The organism is Actinoallomurus acanthiterrae, assembly GCF_054775715.1.
The window spans coordinates 3,696,032-3,715,547 of the sequence record NZ_BAAHCO010000001.1 but is presented as its reverse complement, the minus strand read 5'-3'; the positions used below and the strand labels follow the sequence as shown (position 1 = coordinate 3,715,547).

Genomic DNA, 19,516 nt, shown 5'->3' with positions numbered 1-19,516 from the left:
GTTGTCATCTCATCATCGGACGCATGCGTCAAGACCGCCAGAGCTTAAAAGATCACCACGATCGCGGCGATCCGTACAACGGCTCGGAGCGGGCGCCCGGAACCGCGTCCGTTCGGGAGCCGCCCCAGAACGACTCCGGGGGCCCCGCCCGTACGGCCGCGCAGAACGACTCCAGGAACCCCGACCGTACGGCCGGGCCCGGAGCGGCCCTGGGGACCCCGGCCATACGGTCCGGCTCAGAGCGGGAGCAGGTCCGGCCGTTTGGCGGCGACCTCGTCACCCGACGAGCGGCCCTGCAGGCGCCGCTGGATCCACGGCAGGAGGTACGCGCGGGCCCACTGCAGGTCGTTCCGGCGGGAGGTGAGCCAGTCGACCGGCGGCGCCGGCGGCCAGGGGTCGCGCCAGTCGCCCGTCACCGGCACGTCCAGTGCCTCGCAGGCGGCGAGGGCGACCCGGCGGTGCCCTTCCGGGGACAGGTGGAGGCGGTCCTGCGCCCAGGCACGCGGGTCGAGCAGCTGCCGCATCGACCACAGGTCGACGAGGCGGCAGTCGTGGCGATCGGCGATGGCGCGCAGGTGCAGGTTGAACATGGCGGCCTTGCCGCGGATGCGGCGTAGGACGGGCACGCCCCGGGGGTCGAAGCCGGTGAAGATCAGCACCTCGGCGCCCGTCCCGCGCAACCGCCGGACGGCGGCGTCGAACGTCGCCGCGAGCGCGTCCGGGTCGGCGCCGGGCCGGAGCAGGTCGTTGCCTCCGCCGGCGAACGTGATCAGGTCGGGCCGCAGCTCCACCGCCGAGGGCACCTGCTCGTCGACGATCTGCCGCAGCAGCCGGCCGCGGACGGCGAGATTGGCGTAGCGGAGTCCGGGACCTTCGGCGGCGAGGTGCTCGGCGAGCCGATCGGCCCAGCCGCGGTAGCCCGCGGCCGGGGCCGGGTCCTCCAGGCCCTCCGTGAAGCTGTCGCCGATGGCGACATAGGAGGTGTACGTCGAAGCTTCAGTCACGTCCGACAATGATGCAACATGCAGGCATCAGGGGGCGAACCGGGTTCAGTGGTTGATGGGTACGCCCCTCGCCCGCATGGTCAAGGCGTGCTCGACGAGCGTGATGAGCGTCACCTTGGTCGACTCGCGGTTCCGGGCGTCGCAGGTGACGATCGGGACGTGCGGCCCGATCGTCAGCGCCTCCCGTACGTCCTCGATGCCGTGGTTGTAGACGCCGTCGAAGCCGTTGACGCCGACGACGAACGGCATGCCGGACTCCTCGAAGTAGTCGACCGCCGGGAAGGCGTCGGCCAGCCGGCGGGTGTCGACGAGCACGACCGCGCCGATCGCACCCTTCACCAGGTCGTCCCACATGAACCAGAACCGGTGCTGACCGGGCGTGCCGAACAGGTACAGGATGAGCTCCTGGTCGAGGCTCACCCGGCCGAAGTCCATGGCCACCGTGGTGGTCGTCTTGTCCGGCGTCGCGGAAAGGTCGTCGACCCCAGAGCTGGCCGACGTCATCACGGCCTCGGTCGTCAGCGGCATGATCTCCGACACCGAGCCGACGAAGGTCGTCTTCCCGACGCCGAAGCCGCCTCCGACAATGATCTTTACGGAGGTCATGCCGGGCGAGACGGCGCCGCCCGGACTAGAGCTTGCGAAGTCCAACGAGAACCCTTTCCAGCAGCTGGAGGTCGGGCTGTCCCTCGGTGAAGGGGGACTGGTGCACCCGCACCAGACCTTCGTGTGCCATGTCAGCGATGAGCACACGCGCGACGCCGAGCGGCAACCTCAGCAGCGCTGACACCTCCGCCACCGAACGCCAGTTCCGGCATAGATCGATGATGGCTTTGAATTCAGGAGTGAGAGTGGTGATATCCCGGCGGGGGTACGGCGCCGCCGAGATCAACGCCTCGATGGGCAGGTCGTACCGTGGCTTGGTACGCCCGCCGGTGACGGCGTACGGCCGTACCAGCGAGCTCGATTCTCCCGTCTCCGAGGGCGGCGAAGGCGGCCTCGGCGGCGGGTTGTGGTGCGGTCCGGACCCCGGCCCGTTATATGCGCCGAAGTCCCGGTTCCCGTACCGGCCGCCGTCCACCCTTAACCGATCCCTGGTTCCGCGCGCAACGCCGGGGTCAGCACCCGACCGACGCGCTCGACGAGCAGTGCCATTTCGTAGGCCACCAATCCCATGTCGCAGTCGGGCGCGGCGAGGACGCCGAGCACCGAGCCGTCACTGATAGCCATCACGAAGAGGAGACCGCGCTCCATCTCCACGAGGGTCTGGGTGACCGCCCCGCCCTCGAAGATCCGCGCCGCACCCGCCGTGAGGCTGGTCAACCCGGAGGCGATCGCGGCGAGCTGGTCGACGCGGTCGGCCGGGAATCCTTCGGAGTACGCCATCGGCAGGCCGTCGGATGACACCACGACCGCGTGCGCGACACGCGGGACGCGCTCAACGAATGTGGTCACCAGCCAACTGAGATCCTGGCGGCTGTTCACTGGTTCTCCCGTTCATCATCTTCGGGCCGGATCGCGGCGCGACCCCTGCGTACGCCCTGCTGGAAGCTGGAGAATCGGTTCCGTACCGTTTCGGCTTCCGGCGGCTGGAAGGCCGGCCGGGCGGCTGGACCGGTTGTTGGACCGATTGCTGAGGCTGTGGTGGCGCCGGCCTCGCCGAGGTTACCGATCCGGGGATCCGGTTGTTTCCGGGGACCCGCTTCGGCAGACCGGCCGCGGTCTTCCCACCCACCGCGGGGGCGCGCACCGTCTCCGCCGCACGGAATCCCTCGTCTGCCGGCGAGGACCATTCCTGCGGAGGAGGAGGCGACTCAGACTTGGCCATTGATCCTGTCTTGCGGCGTTGGAACCATTCCGACTGCATTGCCTCGAAGATAGGGGAACGTCCTCCGTTCTCGTCGCCCAAACGACTCGCGTCGGGTGTCGATCCCGTCACCGATGGCCGAGCCGGCTGCCGCGCCGGGGGCAACGGCGGGTTCTGCGGCCGCGCCGGACGCGCCGCGGGCGGAGCGCCCGCCGGGGGACCCGAGCGGCCCGGCGCCGACGGCGCGGTGCCCCGTCCGGGCGGCGAGGTGCTCGCCGGCTTGCGCTTGGGCAGCGGCGATCCCTGCGGCGGTTCGGCCTGGTCGTGCGCCGGCTCCGCCTGCGGCCGTGCGGACTCCCGGGAGCTCCAGACCGGTTCCGACGGGTTCCGGGGCGGCTCGGCCGGGTTCCTCGGCGCCTCCCTGGGGGCGCGCGGCGACTGCCTTTCGAAGGGCGCGGTGTCGGGTTCCTGCTCGGCGAAGTTCCGCGCGGGCTCCCACGGGGTGTCCGGCACCGGTGCCGCGGCGACCGGCTCCGGGCCCCGGGACAGCTGCCCGCGTGCGGCGGGCGCTTCGGCCGCGAGCGGCCGCCGGACGGCCGCCTCCATCGGCGAGTCGAGGCGCCGGGGGCTCGGCTGGCCCCCGTCCTGGTTGTGGATGGCGTTCGCGGGGAGGATCACGAACGCGGTGAGACCGCCTGAGAGGGCAGCGCGCAACTCCACCCGGATGCCGTGGCGCTGTGCCAGCCGGCCGACCACGAACAGGCCCATCCGCCGGGAGATCGAGACGTCGATGGTCGGCGGATTGGCCAGCTTCCAGTTGGCCTCCTCCAGCTCCTCCGGCGACATGCCGACGCCGTTGTCGGAGATCTGGAGCATCGCGCCGCCGCCGCTGAGCAGGTGGCCGGACACCGCGACCTTCGTGTGCTCCGGGGAGAACGTCGTGGAGTTCTCCACCAGCTCGGCCACCAGGTGCACGAGGTCGTTGACGACCCGGCCGATGACCGAGACGTCGTCCTGGATCCGCAGGGTGACCCGTTCGTACTGCTCGACCTCGGACAGCGAGGCCCGGACGATGTCGACCAGCGCGACCTGCTTGTTCCAGCGGCGCGTCTGCTCCTGGCCACCGAGGACGAGGAGGTTCTCACCGTTGCGCCGCATACGGGTCGCGAGGTGGTCCAGCTTGAACAGGGCCTCCAGCCGGGCGGAGTCCTGCTCGCTCTGCTCCAGGTCCTCGATCAGCCGCAGCTGGCGCTCGATCAGCGACTGGCTGCGGCGGGAGAGGTTGACGAACATCGCGTTGACGTTGCCTCGCAGCAGCGCCTCGTTGGACGCCAGGCGTACGGCCTCGCGGCTGACCTCGTCGAAGGAGCGGGCGACCTCACCGATCTCGTCGGTGCTCTGGACGGCGATCGGCTCGACCGTGATCGGTTCGTTGCCGGCCTCCGGGTCGCGCAGCCGGCGCACCAGCTCGGGCAGGCGGTGGCTCGCGACGTCCAGCGCGCCGGCGCGGAGCCGGCGGAGCGGGCTGACGAGGGACTGCGCCATCACCAGGGTGACGATCAGGACCAGGATGAGGACGATGACGATCGCGGCGGCGTTGATGATCGCCGACTGCACGGCGGTGTCCTGGCGGTCCTTGCTGCCCGTGATGACCTGATCGGCGAGCTTCTTCTCGACCTGACGCATCAGGTCGATCTTCGCGGTCGACGCCTTGAGCCACTCTCCGGCGTCATCGGTCGTCTGGGGATCGAGGTCCAGGTGCTTGGCGGCCTTGCCGCCGAGCCCCAGGGAGATCGCCCGCTGCCGGAGCACGGCCGAGTTGTCGACCTGCGGGCCGATGACGGTGTCGTCGTACAGCTGGGCCTGCTCGAACGTCGCGGCCTCGCGGAAGGAGGCGATCTCGCTGTCCTCCCGGGCCACCGCCGCGGAGAGGGACGTCATGTCGTTGACGCCGATGGAGCCGCCCAGCGCGGCCGAGTACAGGACCGCGCGCTGTTCGGAGGCCTGCTCCTTGGCACGCGAGAGGGCCACGAGGGCACGGACGGAGTTGGACAGCTTCTCGTCCGCGACGCCCTGGGAGATGACGTCGTTGAAGGCCAGCAGGTCCTGGATCGACTCGGAGTAGACGAGGATCACGGACGACGCCGGCATCTTGGTCTTGGCGGCGTTCTGGCGCAGGTTGCTGATGGTGTCGAGCCGGTTCCGCATGCGGGTGGTGTTCGCGACGACCTGCGTGCCGTACGACGCGTTGATGCCGTCGGCGAGCTTCCGCACTTGCACAGCGGCAGCGTCGGCCTTGGGATACGCCTGCTCCACCTGCGAGAGCAATCCGGGATCGCGGTTGGCCGCGATGTAGGCGGCCGTCAGGTCTCGTTCGCTGCTGAGGGCGTGAACGAGAGCGGTGATCTGGCTGCCGAGCTCCGCCAGCCGCTCGACCCTGCTGTACGACTGCTCCTGGCTGACGGAGGTGGCGATCCGCAGTCCACCGAAGGCGAGCGCGACGATCGTCGGGATCAGGATCAGGGCGATCAACCGCTGTCGCACGCGCCAGTTACGCAGCCGGAACCTGCTGCCGGGCCCCGCAGACCCGGAAGGCGAGATGCCGCCATCCTCCACCGCCATCGGCAGTGGAGTGCGATCACCAGGTTCGTCGTTTGGTTGCATCCGCACTTGGCGTTTACACCCTCTCACGGTAAGGATCCGTGCTGGTTAGAAAAGGAGGCGCTGACAAGGGGGTCCATCGCGTCTTCCGTCCAGCGTCCGACATTGCAGCACACAGCGGGGACCACTCGCAAAGAGATCCAAATACTGCAACGGGGTTTGATGTCGGAGTAACCTCGCCGCCGCTCACAGTAACCGAAACTCGTTCGACCCACACTAACGGAACGTAATTCGCCATTCATGCTGCGTGATATTAGACGGCCAGTTGACAGGAGTCATCGCACTCAGCAATGGAACACAGCGATTTCACCGTTCGCAAGGGGCCGGCGACGGGCCGCCACGGATGCCTGGACACCGGCCCTGGCCTGGCGACCACAGGAGCCGCCGACGCCGGTCACGATCGCCCCGGATCGGCACGCACGGGGTCCCAGACGGGCAGAGTCGGTACTTCGAGGGTCGCAACACCGTGAGATCGGTACAAATGGGACAAATCGGGATGAATCAATCTTGACGCAACGTAAACAAGAGCGGTTCTGTCCCCTGCGCATCAAGGGACTCGTGCTGTAACCTCCCCCCTGTTCGCGCCAAAAAGCGGTTTGTCGAGTTGACTGACGCTTGACCGCGCGCTCCCCCCCGCTCCCTCTTCCCCCTCTTCTCCTACAAAGGAGCGCCATGAGACGGTTTGGGTCTCGCCCCGCCCTCCTCACGAGTCTTCTTCTCACCGCCGCCCTTGCCGTGGGCTGCGGGGGCGGCTCAAAGTCCTCCTCCTCAGGAAGTGGCCTTGAGAAGAAGACCGTCACAGTCGCAGCCCTGCCCGTGGTCGACTCCGCGGGTCTGCATGTCGCCGTGAAGCAGAAGCTCTTCCAAGCCGAAGGGCTCAACGTAAAGCTGGTGCCGGTAGCGAAGAGCACCGACGCTGTGCCGGCTCTGAAGAACGGTCAGGTCGACGTCATCGCCGGCGGTAACTACGTCTCGTTCATTGAGATGTATGCCACCCATGCGATGAACATCCGCATCGTCAGCGACGCCGCCGATTCCGCCCCCCGCTTCATGGCGGCGATGGTGGCGAAGGACTCGCCCATCAAGCAGCCGAAGGACCTTGAGGGCAAGAAGATCGCCGTCCACATTCCCAACAACATCCAGAGCCTGACCTTCAACGAGGTCCTCAAGGCGAACAACGTCGACCCCTCGAAGGTCCACTACGTCCAGGTCCTGTTCCCGCAGATGGGCGCCGCGTTGCAGAAGCACCAGATCGACGTCGCGCTCACCGCGGAGCCCTTCGGCACGGACATGCAGCGCAAGCTCGGCGCGCGGATGGTCCTCGACGCCGGTGGCGCCCCGGTCACCGACCTGCCGGTCAGCGGCTACTTCTCGACCGAGGACTGGGTGACGAAGTACCCGAAGACCGCGGCGGCGTTCCAGCGGGCGCTCGAGAAGGGGAACCAGCTCGCGTCGAGCGACCGCAAGCAGGTCGAGTCGGTGCTCCCGGGGTACGCGCACGTCGACGCGCAGACGGCGTCCGTCCTGAGCCTGCCCGGCTACGCGTCGGACATCAACCCGGCGCGCATCCAGCGGCTGCTCGACCTCATGCAGACGAACGGCCTGCTCAAGAGCAAGATCGACGCCAAGAGCCTCATCTTCAGCCCCTCAGGCAAGTGATCAAAGAAGTATGACCGAGCACAACCCGCGATCCCGGCGGCTCTCGCGCAGCGGAAGGTGGCTGCGCGGGGCCGTCGGGCTCGCGATTCTCGTGTCCGCGAGCGAGATCCTCGGCCGGGCGGGGATCGTCGACCGTTCCTATCTCCCGCCCGCCTCCGACATCCTGGCGCGGGCCGTCGGACTGGCCGGCGACCCGGACTTCCAGACGAACCTCCTCAGCACGATCAAGGCATGGGCCCTCGGGCTGGCGATCGCCGTCGCCGGCGGAGTGCCGCTCGGCCTCCTGATCGGCGGCGTTCCCGCCGTCGGCGTCGCACTCCGGCCGATCCTGGAGTTCCTGCGGCCCATCCCCTCCGTCGCGCTCATCCCGCTCGTCGGCCTGATCCTGGGCGCGGGGATCAAGACGGAGGGCACCCTCATCGTGTACGCCTCGCTCTGGCCGGTGTTGTACAACACCATCTACGGTCTGCAGGACGTCGACCCGGTGGCCAAGGAGACCCTGCGCACGTTCGGCTTCGGCCGGCTGGCCGTCATGTGGCGGGTCTCGCTCCCGGCCGCGGCCCCGTTCATCGCGACGGGCATCCGGCTGGCCGCGGCCGTCGCCCTCATACTCGCGGTCGGCACCGAGATCCTGTCGGGCTTCGGCCAGGGCATCGGGATCTTCATCGCCCAGGCGGAGAACGGGACGGACAGCGCGAAGGACGTACTGGCCGGCACCGTCTGGGCGGGTGCCCTCGGCCTGATCATCAACGCCCTGCTCGTCAAGGCCGAGCAGCGGCTGTTCCGCTGGCACGCCGCGCAGTCGGGAGGCCGGTCATGAGCAGTACCACCACTGCCACCACCGGCGCGGACCCCGGCCGGCCCGCCCCGGCCTGGGCGTGCTCGCCGGGGCCTTGCACCGCTGGCTCGCCCTGATCGTCGTGGTCGTCCTCTGGGAACTGGGCACCCGCTCGGCGAAGAGCGTGTTCTTCCCGCCGCCCTCGAAGATCGTCAAGCAGATGTACGACCTGTGGTTCTCCGGGCCGGTGTCGCACCTGTTCCTGACGTCCGCGGCGACGGACAACATCCTGCCCAGTCTCGCCCGGATGGCCATCGGACTCGCCGCCTCGACCGTCGTCGGCGTGGCGCTGGGGCTGCTGCTCGGCCGCTCCGACCGGATGTTCGCCTACCTGGACCCGCTGTTCCAGTTCTTCCGCGTCATCCCGCCTCCGACGCTCGCCCCGGTGTTCGTCGTGCTGTTCACGTTCGGCACCCCGATGCAGCTCGCCTCGATCATCTTCAGCGCGATCTGGCCGATCCTGCTCAACACGGCGGACGGCGCGCGCTCCGTCGACCAGCTGCAGCTGGCCACCGCCCGGGTGTTCAGGCTGTCGGCGGCCACCCGGCTTTTCAAGATCATCTTGCCGTCCACGATGCCCAAGGTCTTCGCCGGGCTGCGGCTCAGCCTGTCGCTCGCGCTGATCCTGATGGTGTTCTCCGAGCTGCTGCCCGGGACCACCAACGGCATCGGATACATGATGAACGACGCCCAGAGCCGGTCGGACCTGCCCACGGTGTGGGCGAGCATCGTCCTGCTCGGCGTCCTCGGCTATCTGCTCAACGTGATCCTCCTGGCGGTGGAACGCCGCTCGCTGGCATGGCACCGCTCGGCTCGTAGAACGGAGACCGCATGAGCACGACTGAGTTCACGGTCCGCGACGCCGTCTTCGACTTCCTCCGGCAGGCCGGCCTGACGACGCTGTTCGGCAACCCCGGATCCACCGAGCTCCGCATGTTCCAGGACTGGCCCGAGGACTTCACCTACGTCCTCGGGCTGCAGGAGTCCGTGGCGGTCGCGGCCGCGGCCGGGCACGCCATGGGCACCGGCCGCGCCTCCGTCGTCAGCCTGCACTCGGCGGGCGGTGTGGGACACGCGCTCGGCGCGGTCTTCAACGCCTACCGCGACCGGGTGCCGGTCCTCGTCATCGCGGGGCAGCAGTCGCGCGCGATGCTCCCGACCCGTCCCTTCCTGTCCGCGGACGAACCGGCGCTGTTCCCCCGCCCGTACGTCAAGTGGAGCCGCCAGCCCGAACGCGCCGAGGACGTCCCGGCGGCGTTCGCCGAGGCATACCACGTGGCGATGACGCCGCCGCGCGGCCCGGTGTTCATCTCGGTCCCGGAGGATGATTGGGATCGTCCCGCGCACCCGGTCGAACCCCGCGAGGTCCACTCCGGCTTCGTCGGCGACCCCCGTGCGCTGCGGGAGCTCGCGGACGCGCTGAACGCCGCCCGGAACCCGGCGATCATCGTCGGGGCCGGCGTCGACGACGACGGCGCGTCGCCCGCCGTCATCGGGCTGGCCGAGCGCACCGGCGCGGCCGTGTGGATCAGCCCGCTGTCCAGCCGGTCGGGCTTCCCCGAGGACCACCGTCTCTTCCGCGGCTTCCTGCCTCCGGTACGCGACCAGCTCGCCCGCGCCCTCGAACCGTACGACGTGATCGTCTCGATCGGCGCGCCGATCTTCACGTACCACGTGCACACCGAGGGCCCGTACCTGCCGGACGGCGCACGACTGTTCCACCTCGACTGCGATCCCGCGCAGACGGCCTGGGCTCCGGTGGGGACGAGCGTGCTCACGACGATCCACGCCGGCGTCACCGCCCTGCTCGAACTCGTCGACAAGGCCGACCGGCCGGCCCCACCTGCCCGGCCCCGGCTCGCCGCTCCCCCGGTGACCGATCCGATCGAGCCGGCGCTGGTCGTCGAGACCCTGCGCGGGCTCATGCCCGACGACGCGGTCCTGGTGGAGGAGGTCCCCAGCCACCGGGACGTGCTCCACGACCGGCTGCCCATCACCCGGCCCGGAGGATTCCTCACCACGGGCAGCGGGGCGCTCGGCTGGGGGCTTCCGGTCGCGGTCGGCCGGGCCCTGGCCGGGACGGGCGAGCGGGTCGTCTGCGTGGTCGGCGACGGCTCCAGCATGTACTCGATCCAGGCGCTGTGGACGGCGGCGCGGCACGGAGCGCCGGTCACCTTCATCGTGCTGAACAACCAGGCGTACGAGGCCGTGAAGGCGCTCGGCCGCCGCATCGACATCCCCGAAGTGCCGGGAACCGACCTGCACGGCATCGACTTCGTGTCCGTCGCCGCGGGGCTGGGCTGCCCGGGACGCCGGGTCGACCGGGCCGCGGACCTCGCCGAGGCGCTGTCGCACGCGTTCGGGCAGGACGGCCCGTTCATCCTGGACGTGTCCGTGGCCGCCGGCACGTCCTCCGCCTACTCCTCCCCCAACGACTCCGGGACCAGGTGAACCTCTTGCTCGAGATCGAGAAGGTCGGTCACTACTACGCCGACCACACGGCCCTGGAAGATGTGAACCTCGAGATCTCCCAAGGCGAACTGGTGAGCATCGTCGGGCCGTCCGGCTGCGGCAAGTCCACGCTGCTGCGCTGCATCGCCGGGCTGATCAAGCCCTCGCAGGGCCGGATCGCGCTGAACGGCGTGCAGATCAACGATGTTCCCGACAATCTGGCCGTCGTCTTCCAGGACTACAGCCGCTCCCTGCTGCCCTGGCTGACCGTGCGCGACAACGTCGCGCTGCCGCTGCGCCGGCGCGGCAGGTCCAAGGCCGAGCGGCAGTCGACCGCGCTCCGGGTGCTCGAGGCGGTGGGCCTCGGGGGCGCGGCGCAGAAGTACCCCTGGCAGCTGTCCGGCGGGATGCAGCAGCGCGTGTCGATCGCCCGCGCCCTCGCGTACCGGCCCGCGCTGCTGCTGATGGACGAGCCGTTCGGCTCCGTCGACGCGCAGACCCGTGAGGACCTGGAGGACCTCACCCTGCAGGTGCGCAGCGAGGGCATGACGATCCTGCTGGTCACGCACGACATCGACGAAAGCGTCTACGTCGGGGACCGGGTCGTCGTGCTCAGCCGGGCTCCGGGACGGATCGTCGCCGACCTGGCGGTCGGGCTGCCGTCAAAACGCGACCAGATCAGCACCCGGGAACTGCCGGAGTTCGTGCATATGCGCGCCGAGGTCGGCCGGCTCGTACGAGGCTAGACCTGCATCCCGTTCGCGCAGCCCCACATCCCCCAGCGGAGAGACCACGTGAGCGACGAATTCCGACCCACCACCACGGCCGAGCACCTGCTGTGGCTCCTCCACCAGCACGGCGTCGACCATCTGTTCCTGAATCCGGGCACCGACTCGGCTCCCCTGCAGGAGGCGGCGATCACGCTCGCCGAGGCGGGCGTCGGGATGCCGCGGATCATTCCCTGCACGTTCGAGTCGGTGGCCCTCGCCGCCGCGCACGGATACTGGCAGGTGACCCGGCGTCCCCAGGCCGTCTTCGTCCACGTCGACGTCGGCACGCAGAACCTCGGCGCCATGATGCACAACGCGCTGCGCGACCGGGCGGGCGTCATCGTCATCGCCGGCAAGACCCCGTACGGGGAGGAGCCGGACTCCCCGGGAGGGCGTGCGCACACGATCCACTGGCAGCAGGACGTGCCCGACCAGGCGGGTGTCGTCCGCGGCTACGCCAAGTGGACGCTGGAGATCACCCGCCCGGACGTCCTGCCCCGGGCGATCGGCCGCGCCGTACAGGTGGCCCGCGGGGGACTGCCCGGCCCCGCCTACCTCATGGTCTCCCGCGACGTCCTCATGGACCCGCCGGCCACGGAGGCGGGGCGGACCACCGGCTACGCTGTCCCGGGACCGCCCGCCGCCGACGCCGAGACCGTACGGCGGATCGCGGACCTGCTGGCGGAGGCGGAGCGGCCGCTGCTCATCACGGCACGGACCGGCCGGCGCCACGACGGATTCGCCGTCGTCACGCGGCTGGCCGAGCGCACCGGGGCCCGCGTCGTCGACATGCCCGAGAGCGGCTGCGTCAACATCGACACCTCACATCCGCTGCGGGTCCGCTCGATGGCGACCGCCCGGCGTCTCGTCGCCGAGGCCGACCTGATCGTCGTCGCCGACTGCGACGTGCCGTGGATACCCAAGTTCGTCCGCCCGGCCCCGGACGCGACGATCGTCCAGATCGCCGCCGATCCGCTGCGGGAGGACATGCCGCTCTGGTCCTTCCCCGCGGACCTGGCGGTCGCCGCGGAGGGCGCGACCGTGCTCGACCAGGTAGCGGAGGCACTGCGGGACGTCGACCCGGCGGCGAAGTGGACCGGCGCGGACCTGGACGCCGGCGCCACGGCCGGTACGGCCACTACCGACGGGCCCATCCAGGCGCCGGAGGTCTTCGCGGCGCTGAACGCGGTCCTCCAGGCCGACGACATCGTCGTCGAGGAGTCGGTCACCAACGCGACGGCGCTGCGCGAGAACCTGGTGCGCAGCATGCCCGGCACCCTCGCCGGAACGGGCAGCCCGGGACTGGGCTGGGGGCTCGCCGGCGCCGTCGGCGTCAAGCTCGCCTCACCCGAGCGGCGCGTCGTGGCCGTGGTCGGAGACGGCAGCTTCATGTTCGGGGTGCCGACGGCCGCACTGTGCCTGGCCGCCGAGGCGGACTCGCCCGTCCTCACCGTCGTGCTCAACAACGACGGCTACCGGGCGAGCCGACTCCCGGTGTTCGAGCTGTTCCCCGAGGGGCGCTCGGCGGCGCGAGGCGACGCGGTCGGCACACGGTTCCAGAGCCCGCCCGACCTCGCGGCGGTGGCCCGCGCCTGCCACGCGCACGGCGAGAGCGTCGACGACCGCGCGGAGCTGATCCCCGCTCTGCGGCGCGCGCTGAAGGCCCTCGAGGCCGGGCGCGCCGCGGTGGTGGACGTCCGCATCGCGCGAGACTGACCCTGCTCCCGGGGCCGGTCCGGCCGGCCCCGGCCGGGCGGGGCGTACGCGACCGCCCGCTCCTTCATGACAACACGCATCATGGGAGGAACCGTCGTGGACGTGCTGATCGTGGGCGCGGGAATCGCCGGTCTGACGACCGCACTCGCGCTGGACAAGGCCGGCGTCGGCGTACGCGTCGTCGAGGCGGCGCCGCGGCTGGGGCCGCTCGGCGTGGGCATCAACCTGCAGCCGCACGCCGTACGGGAGCTGACCGAGCTCGGCCTCGCCAAGGCCCTCGACGCCACCGGGATCCGGACCCGCGAGATGATCACCATGGACCGGTTCGGCAACCGGATCGCGGTTCATCCGCGCGGCCGCCACGCCGGGTACGCCTGGCCGCAGTACTCCATCCACCGCGGCGAGCTGCAGATGCTGCTCCTCGACGCGGTACGCGAACGGCTCGGCCACGACGCCGTACGGACCGGGCTCTCCTTCGAGTCATGCGAGGAGGACTCCGAGGGGATCGCCGCGCGGCTGCGCGACCACGCCGGCGGGGACGTCGTCACCCTTCGCGCGGACGTGCTGGTCGGCGCGGACGGCATCTTCTCCGCCGTCCGACGGCTGCTGCACCCGGACGAGGGCGACCCCCTGTGGAACGGCATCCGCATGTGGCGCGGCGTCACCGAGGTCGACGAGTTCCTCACCGGTGACACCATGCTGGTCGTCGGCGCCCACAGCACCGGCCGCATGGTCCTGTACCCGATCTCCAAGGCGGCGGCCGAGCGTGGCCGCGCCCTCGTGAACTGGGTGGCCGAGGTCCGCGTCTCCTCGAACCCGGAAGCCGAGAGCACCATGGCGAACTGGACGACCGAGGGCCGGCTGGAGGACGTGCTCCCGCACTACGCCGGCTGGCGCGTCGACGGTTTCGACGTGCCCGGGCTGCTGGCGAAGTCGGAGTGGATCCTCGACTACCCGATGGTCGACCGCGACCCGCTGCCGTTCTGGAGCCGCGGCCGGGTGACGCTGGCCGGCGACGCCGCCCACCCGATGTACCCGGTCGGTTCCAACGGTGGCTCGCAGGCGATCCTCGACGCCCGGATCCTCGCCCGCGAGCTGGCCTCCTTCGCGACCGACCCGGTCGCCGGGCTGCGCTCGTACGAGGAGATCCGGCTGCCCGAGGCCAACGCGGTCGTGCTGGCCTGCCGGGACATGCCGCTGGACCGGATGCTCGAACTCATCGCCGAGCGCGCGCCCGAGGGGTTCACCCGGATCGAGGACGTTCTCGACGCCGATGAGGTCGCCGGCGTGCGCGACGCCTGGCACAAGACGACCGACATGGACGCCGATGCCCTCAACCACCGGAAGTCGTGGGACCCGGTCAGCCCGATCCACGACTGATATGGCGGCCGGGTCGGCCACGGGTCACTTGGCGTCCGCGTAGCACTCGACCGCGACGGCCTCCATCGGAAAGCGGACCGGTGTGTCGCCGAACACCAGGCGACGCGCCTCCGCCGCCGACTCCCGGACCGCGGCGATCACCGCCTCAGTGAACTCCTGAGGGGCGTGCACGATCACCTCGTCATGCTGGAAGAAGACCAGCCGCGGCACACGGGAGGCGTCGCCGGCGCCGAGGCCGGTCAGCCTACGGCGCAGCGCCGCCAGCAGCACGAGCGCCCAGTCCGCAGCGCTCGCCTGGACCACGAAGTTGCGGGTGAACCGGCCGCGGCTGCGCACCGCCGAGCCGCCGCCGTCCTGGACGGCGAGGTCGCGCCACTCCTGCGACGGCGGCGGGCTGGTGCGCCCGAGCCGGGACCGCACCACCCGGCCCGCCTCACCGGCGCGGGCCGCCGCCTCGACATAGTCGTACGCCGCGGGGAACCGCCGGCGCATCACCGCCAGCAGCTGCGGCGCCTCCCCGCTCGTGCCGCCGTACATCGCGGACAGCATCGCGATCTTGGCCTTGTCGCGGGCGCCGCCGAAGGCGCCCGCCAGCGCGGAGTAGAGGTCGTTCTCGCCCGCGGCGGCGGCGAGGGCCTGGTCCCCGGCGAGCGCGGCGAGCACGCGCGGCTCGAGCTGGGCGGCGTCGGCGACCACGAGACTCCAGCCCGGATCGGCGACGACCGCGCGCCGCAGCACCTTGGGGATCTGCAGCGCTCCTCCGCCGTTGGTCGCCCAGCGGCCGGAGACGACGCCGCCGACGACGTACTCCGGGCGGAACCGGCCGTCGCGCACCCAACTGTCGGCCCACGCCCAGCCGTGCGCGACGTACAGGCGGGCCAGCTCCTTGTACTCCAGCAGCAGCCGGGCGGCGGGATGCTCGACCTCCCGGAGCACGTGCGACCGCGTCGAGGGGATCCGCACGCCCGCCTGCGCGAAGGCCTTGACGATCTGCGACGGCGAGTCGGGGTTGATCCGCCGGCCGAACGCGTCGCCGATCCCGTCGGCGAGGTGCTGGAGCCCGCGCGGCCGCAGGCCCGGCGCCGGCCGGGGCCCCATCAGCTCGGTCAGCAGCGCGTCGTGGACGTCGGCGCGCCAGGGCAGACCGTCGTGGCCCATCTCCGCCGCGACGAGCGCGCCCGCCGACTCGGCCGCGACGAGCATCCGCAGACCCGTCTCGGCGACCCGGCGCTGCTGCTCGGCGTGGACGGCGACGATCGCGTCGATGTCGTCGGAGGGGCCCTCGTCGAACAGCGTCGGTAGGTGGTCGCCGGCTACCGGATCGTCCGGAACCGGCAGGCCGTGCAGGCGGGCCAGGGACGCCGCGACCGAGCGCGGCTCCCCGAACCGGCCGGCGTACCCCAGCAGGAGCGTCTCGGTGAGTTCGAGGTCGTGGCAGCGCGCGACGCGGACCCCGGCCTTCACCAGGCTCGGATAGAGGCCGGCGGTCGAGGACCACACCCAGCGGACGCCACCGGACGGTGCCGCGTCACCCCGTGCCCCGCCGGAGGGCGCCGTCGTGTCGCCCGGCGCCCCACCGGGCGATCTCGCCGCGTCAGCCCGCGCTCCGCCCGACTGGGACGCAGCGGCCTCGCGTTGCGCGATCGCGGAGATGAGGTCGGCGACCGGCTCGGCCGGACCGGCCAGGGCGCCGTCCTCCGTGACGGGCTGCAGGACACCGCCCTCCCCCACCGCGCCCACTGCGATCCGCATGGGTCGATTCTGCCCGTACCCACCGACGATTTCGGATGAGTGGCGGCGCGCACGACGGGGGCCGGATGCCCGCAAGCCGTTCCGGCGGGGCGAGAGCGTTCGTCGAAGCGATCCGGGGCCGGGTCCGGCCGGCCCCGGGACGTCTCAGGTCAGGCGGCGAGCGGAACCTGTGCGCCGGTGGGAGCGCCGTTGTACCGGTCGATGACCTTGTTCAGCTGGATCTGGTAGTACAGCGTGCCGAAGCCGATGAGGCCCAGCAGGAAGCCCATGCCACCACTGCAGGTGGGCTGCAGGCCGGCGGCCCGCTGCGCCTCGCGGATGTGCCCGCCGAGGCTGATCCACGAGATGAGCGGCCAGATGTACAGCGTGATCCACCCGAACAGCAACGAGCAGATCGCCATTCCGGCGCTGATCTGACGGCGGCGGTCGAAGTTCGCCAACTCGGCGTGGACCGAGTAGTACCAGACCAGGTTGTAGATGCCCAGGGTGATCAGCGGCAGGCCCAGCCAGACGCCGACCGGGTTGCGGCGCTTCATCTGGATGCCCATGAGGGCCGGCTGCCCGTGCTGCGCGTGCTGCCCGTGCGCGACGCCGCCGTGCTGGGCGGGGACCATCTGACCCTGGTACTGCGGCTGCTGCCCTTGGTACTGGGGCTGACCCTGGTACTGCGGCTGGCCCTGCGGTGCGCCTCCGGGGTACTGCTGGGGCTGGGGATAGGGATTGCTCATTAAGGCGTTCTCCTGGGATAGGGGATTACGGCCGTTCTCGGGGCGGCCGTAAGGGACATCTTTGATCGACGCACCCGGAGGTGCCGAGGTTCCCGGTGATTCGTTATCGCTAGAAGTGAATCGTTATCTCGTCCTCGACGGGGGGATCGAGTTCGTGCTCGCGGCACCCGGTGGCGGCGAAAGAGCGGATCCGCAGGCTCTCCGGCGTCACGTCGAGACGCAGGAAGCTCTTGAACAGCGGCGGGCGGTTCGAATCGGACACCGGTGAGAGGAACCGCTGGTAGATGCGCCGCACCGGAAGCCGCAGACGCGACCGGCGGTGCGGGCGCGGCGGTACGCCGAGCAGCGACGCGACGATCCTGGCGCGCCAGGTCACCGCCGCCTCGGTCGCGCGGTTCGGCGGCATCTCGAGCCGCCGGGAGATCACGGCCGCCGCCTGGTCCTCGGTCAGTTCGAAGAACCGCCGCAGCCGCAGTTGCCTGCCGTACAGCCGGCTGTAGAAGGCGAGGCAGTCGCCGCGCAGCGGATAGCAGCGGAACTCGTCTTCGGTGACGCCGTCCACCCGCACCCGCGGGATGGTGTGGGTGGCGTGCATGAACGCGCCTCCGCCGCCCGAGACGATGTACTCGATGACGCGGTCGCCGACCCGCACCGGATAGTGCTGGTAGTTGTGAATGTCGCCGCCGATCGCGGCGACGTAGTTGTTGGCCGGGTCGCGGACGATGTCGTCCACGGTGCCGCCGCCCGCGATCGGGCCGGGATGGTGGGCGTCGTCCACGTACAGCGGCTTGCCGGTGACGAGGATCTTCGGCCTGGGGCCCTGCGACACTCTGCGCAGCCAGGCGCCCTGGTCGGCGTCGATCCCGCCGAGGATGCCGGTGTCGATGCCGACGATGCGCAGCGGCCCGGCGTCCATCACCCAGTACGGGCCCGGCTGCACCGCCTGCTGTTCCGGCGCCGAACGCAGGGCCTGCCCCGCGGCGAGAAGCTTTTCGTCGACGACGTCCGGCTCCTTCCAGAACAGCCGCCGCCACCACGCGGCCGACAGCGCCTTCGGCCGCCCGTCCGGCGACAGCGGCGGCGCGCCGCAGAAGACGCGCATGAAGCCGCCCAGGCCGTCGTACCAGTCGTGGTTGCCCGGTACGGCGTAGATCGGCGCGTCGTAGCCCTGGTAGGGCCGGAAGAACTTCGCGGGGTACTCGTTCACGCTCCCCGTCGGATAGATCACGTCGCTGGCGATGATCGCGAAGCGGGTGCCCGCGCCGATCTTCTCGAAGCCGGGCACCACCGCGTACTGCGAACCGTCGCCCTCGCCGGTGTCACCGAGGATCATGAACGAGAAGGTGTCGGGGTCATCGCGCGGGATCGCGAACTCCGGGTCGGCACCGCGCGCGAGCTGCTCACCGACCCAGCGCACCCGCTCGTCGTCGGTGGGGTCGCCGAACCAGCGCGCCAGCACGTCGTTGCGCGCTCGCCAGAGCGTCGTCGGCCGCCTCCAGGACAGGCTTCGGGTGCCCGGCGGCAGCAGAGAGGTGTACGTCCCCGGCTCCCGGCACGTCCACCCGGCATCGGCCGCGGAGTCGCGGGAAGAGGGAGACACCGTGGCACCGTAACAGCGGCCGTCCCTGTATGACCGGTGTTCGACACATTCCGGCCAGCTCGTCACGCCCGTCCCGAGGCCGGCGGGTCAGGGAATCGTGGGTGGCTCGTGTGAGCCGGCGGGTGGCTGGCCGTACCCGTCCACCGGCTCCGGTCCGCGGCGGCCCGCGGGCTCCGGTTCGTACCGGCCCGCCGGCTGTGGTTCGTACGGCGCGTACTGGACGCCCTGCCCGGGCTCGTAGTGGCCCGCGGGCTGCGGTTCGTACCGCTCGGCGACCGGCGGCTCGTACTGGCCGCCGGGCGCGGGCTCATAGCGCTCGGCGGGCGGCGGTTCGTACTGCGGGTACGGGCCGCCGGGCCCGGACTCGTGCCGTTCGGCGGGCGGCTCGTACTGACCGGTCTGCGGGAACCGGGGCCTGGCCTCGGGCGCCACGCTGAGCAGGGTCTCCGCGAACGCGGCGATCTCGTCGACCGGCATCCGGAAGGTGCCCTGGCACACGCCGCCGTTCCAGAGGCTCAGCACGACGACGCCGGCGTCGGGGTGGCGGCTCAGCCGCAGCGCGCGGTCCGATCCCCGGGAGTCGAAGAACACGTCGCCCTGCTTGGGCAACGGCGTGGCTGACATGGGGCCAAGTGTGTCCCTGCGGCCGACCGCCTGTCCAGACCGCCGACGAAGAGGATGATCTTTATCACCCGGCGGAGACGGAACCCGGTCGGCCCCGTGCGGGCGCGTCAGCCCACCGTGAAGGCCCGCGGGTCGTCGGTGGAGACGATCTCACGCCCCAGCGGCGTCAGCGACACCGGGATCAGCTTGAAGTTCGCCAGCCCGAGGGGGATGCCGATGATGGTGACGCACAGGGCGATCCCCGTGAGCACGTGGCCGATGGCCAGCCAGAGCCCGGCGACGAAGAACCAGATCACGTTGCCGATCGCGGACATCACCCCTGCGTCGCCGCGCCGCACCACCGTCTTGCCGAACGGCCACAGCGCGTACACCCCGATCCGGAACGCCGCGATCCCGAACGGAATGGTGATGATGAGGATGCAGCAGATGATCCCGGCCAGGAAGTAGCCGAGCGCCAGCCAGAACCCGGCAAAGATCAGCCAGATGACGTTCAGGATCGTCCGCATGTGCTCCGCTCTCCTCTTGA

17 protein-coding genes are annotated in these 19,516 nt (G+C 70.7%); 7 read left to right on the top strand and 10 right to left on the bottom strand.

Annotated elements, in window-relative coordinates:
• Positions 1-236: 236 nt before the first annotated feature.
• From ACYVF7_RS18055 to ACYVF7_RS18035, 5 genes are read right to left on the bottom strand one after another with little or no spacing between them, the layout of a single operon-like run.
• Positions 237-1,004, bottom strand: a complete 768-nt coding sequence (locus ACYVF7_RS18055) for an SGNH/GDSL hydrolase family protein (RefSeq protein WP_460341462.1) — start codon at positions 1,002-1,004, stop codon at positions 237-239.
• Positions 1,005-1,049: 45 nt separating this feature from the next.
• The gene (locus ACYVF7_RS18050) at positions 1,050-1,610 is read right to left on the bottom strand and encodes a GTP-binding protein (protein WP_460341460.1); all 561 of its coding nucleotides are present in this window, start codon (positions 1,608-1,610) and stop codon (positions 1,050-1,052) included.
• A gap of 25 nt (positions 1,611-1,635) precedes the next feature.
• The gene (locus ACYVF7_RS18045; protein WP_460341458.1) at positions 1,636-2,085 is read right to left on the bottom strand and encodes a DUF742 domain-containing protein; all 450 of its coding nucleotides are present in this window, start codon (positions 2,083-2,085) and stop codon (positions 1,636-1,638) included.
• 2 nt (positions 2,086-2,087) lie between these two features.
• The gene (locus ACYVF7_RS18040) at positions 2,088-2,459 is read right to left on the bottom strand and encodes a roadblock/LC7 domain-containing protein (protein ID WP_360895227.1); all 372 of its coding nucleotides are present in this window, start codon (positions 2,457-2,459) and stop codon (positions 2,088-2,090) included.
• On the bottom strand, positions 2,443-5,433 hold the full coding sequence (locus tag ACYVF7_RS18035; RefSeq protein ID WP_460341454.1) for a sensor histidine kinase: 2,991 nt from the start codon (positions 5,431-5,433) through the stop codon (positions 2,443-2,445). Before ACYVF7_RS18035 ends, ACYVF7_RS18040 begins: the two co-directional genes overlap by 17 nt.
• A gap of 711 nt (positions 5,434-6,144) precedes the next feature.
• Between ACYVF7_RS18035 and ACYVF7_RS18030 the strand changes: the two genes are divergently transcribed.
• The 7 genes from ACYVF7_RS18030 (at position 6,145) to ACYVF7_RS18000 (ending at position 14,286) form a co-directional block, all read left to right on the top strand.
• A complete protein-coding gene (locus ACYVF7_RS18030) occupies positions 6,145-7,131 on the top strand; it encodes an ABC transporter substrate-binding protein (protein WP_460341451.1) in 987 nt (328 codons plus the stop codon).
• Positions 7,132-7,141: 10 nt separating this feature from the next.
• Positions 7,142-7,951 (top strand): ABC transporter permease, encoded by an 810-nt coding sequence (locus tag ACYVF7_RS18025; RefSeq protein ID WP_460341448.1) that lies wholly within the window; start codon positions 7,142-7,144, stop codon positions 7,949-7,951.
• Positions 7,952-8,009: 58 nt separating this feature from the next.
• Positions 8,010-8,804 carry an ABC transporter permease gene (locus tag ACYVF7_RS18020; protein ID WP_460341445.1) on the top strand — a complete coding sequence of 265 codons (795 nt, stop codon included), beginning with the start codon at positions 8,010-8,012 and terminating at the stop codon, positions 8,802-8,804.
• Positions 8,801-10,420, top strand: coding sequence for a benzoylformate decarboxylase (gene mdlC, locus ACYVF7_RS18015; protein WP_460341442.1), 1,620 nt, complete (start codon positions 8,801-8,803; stop codon positions 10,418-10,420). Before ACYVF7_RS18020 ends, mdlC begins: the two co-directional genes overlap by 4 nt.
• Positions 10,417-11,166 carry an ABC transporter ATP-binding protein gene (locus ACYVF7_RS18010; RefSeq protein WP_460341440.1) on the top strand — a complete coding sequence of 250 codons (750 nt, stop codon included), beginning with the start codon at positions 10,417-10,419 and terminating at the stop codon, positions 11,164-11,166. The genes mdlC and ACYVF7_RS18010 overlap by 4 nt, the downstream gene beginning before the upstream one ends.
• A 48-nt stretch (positions 11,167-11,214) precedes the next feature.
• Entirely contained in the window at positions 11,215-12,906 is a 1,692-nt protein-coding gene (locus ACYVF7_RS18005; RefSeq protein ID WP_460341437.1) for a thiamine pyrophosphate-requiring protein, read from the top strand.
• 81 nt (positions 12,907-12,987) lie between these two features.
• Positions 12,988-14,286, top strand: coding sequence for a flavin-dependent oxidoreductase (locus ACYVF7_RS18000; protein ID WP_460341434.1), 1,299 nt, complete (start codon positions 12,988-12,990; stop codon positions 14,284-14,286).
• A gap of 24 nt (positions 14,287-14,310) precedes the next feature.
• On the opposite strand, the gene ACYVF7_RS17995 is transcribed toward ACYVF7_RS18000, so the two are convergent.
• The 5 genes from ACYVF7_RS17995 to ACYVF7_RS17975 all read right to left on the bottom strand — a co-directional run bounded on the left by ACYVF7_RS17995 (position 14,311) and on the right by ACYVF7_RS17975 (position 19,496).
• Complete coding sequence (locus ACYVF7_RS17995) at positions 14,311-16,038, bottom strand: bifunctional 3'-5' exonuclease/DNA polymerase (RefSeq protein WP_460341431.1); 1,728 nt, start codon at positions 16,036-16,038, stop codon at positions 14,311-14,313.
• Positions 16,039-16,187: 149 nt separating this feature from the next.
• On the bottom strand, positions 16,188-16,766 hold the full coding sequence (locus tag ACYVF7_RS17990; RefSeq protein WP_460341428.1) for a DUF4234 domain-containing protein: 579 nt from the start codon (positions 16,764-16,766) through the stop codon (positions 16,188-16,190).
• Positions 16,767-16,875: 109 nt separating this feature from the next.
• Positions 16,876-18,366 carry a metallophosphoesterase family protein gene (locus tag ACYVF7_RS17985; protein ID WP_460341425.1) on the bottom strand — a complete coding sequence of 497 codons (1,491 nt, stop codon included), beginning with the start codon at positions 18,364-18,366 and terminating at the stop codon, positions 16,876-16,878.
• Between the two features lie 87 nt (positions 18,367-18,453).
• Positions 18,454-18,990 carry a hypothetical protein gene (locus ACYVF7_RS17980; protein WP_460341422.1) on the bottom strand — a complete coding sequence of 179 codons (537 nt, stop codon included), beginning with the start codon at positions 18,988-18,990 and terminating at the stop codon, positions 18,454-18,456.
• A 107-nt stretch (positions 18,991-19,097) separates the two neighbouring features.
• Positions 19,098-19,496 (bottom strand): YccF domain-containing protein, encoded by a 399-nt coding sequence (locus tag ACYVF7_RS17975; protein ID WP_460341419.1) that lies wholly within the window; start codon positions 19,494-19,496, stop codon positions 19,098-19,100.
• Positions 19,497-19,516 lie beyond the last annotated feature (20 nt).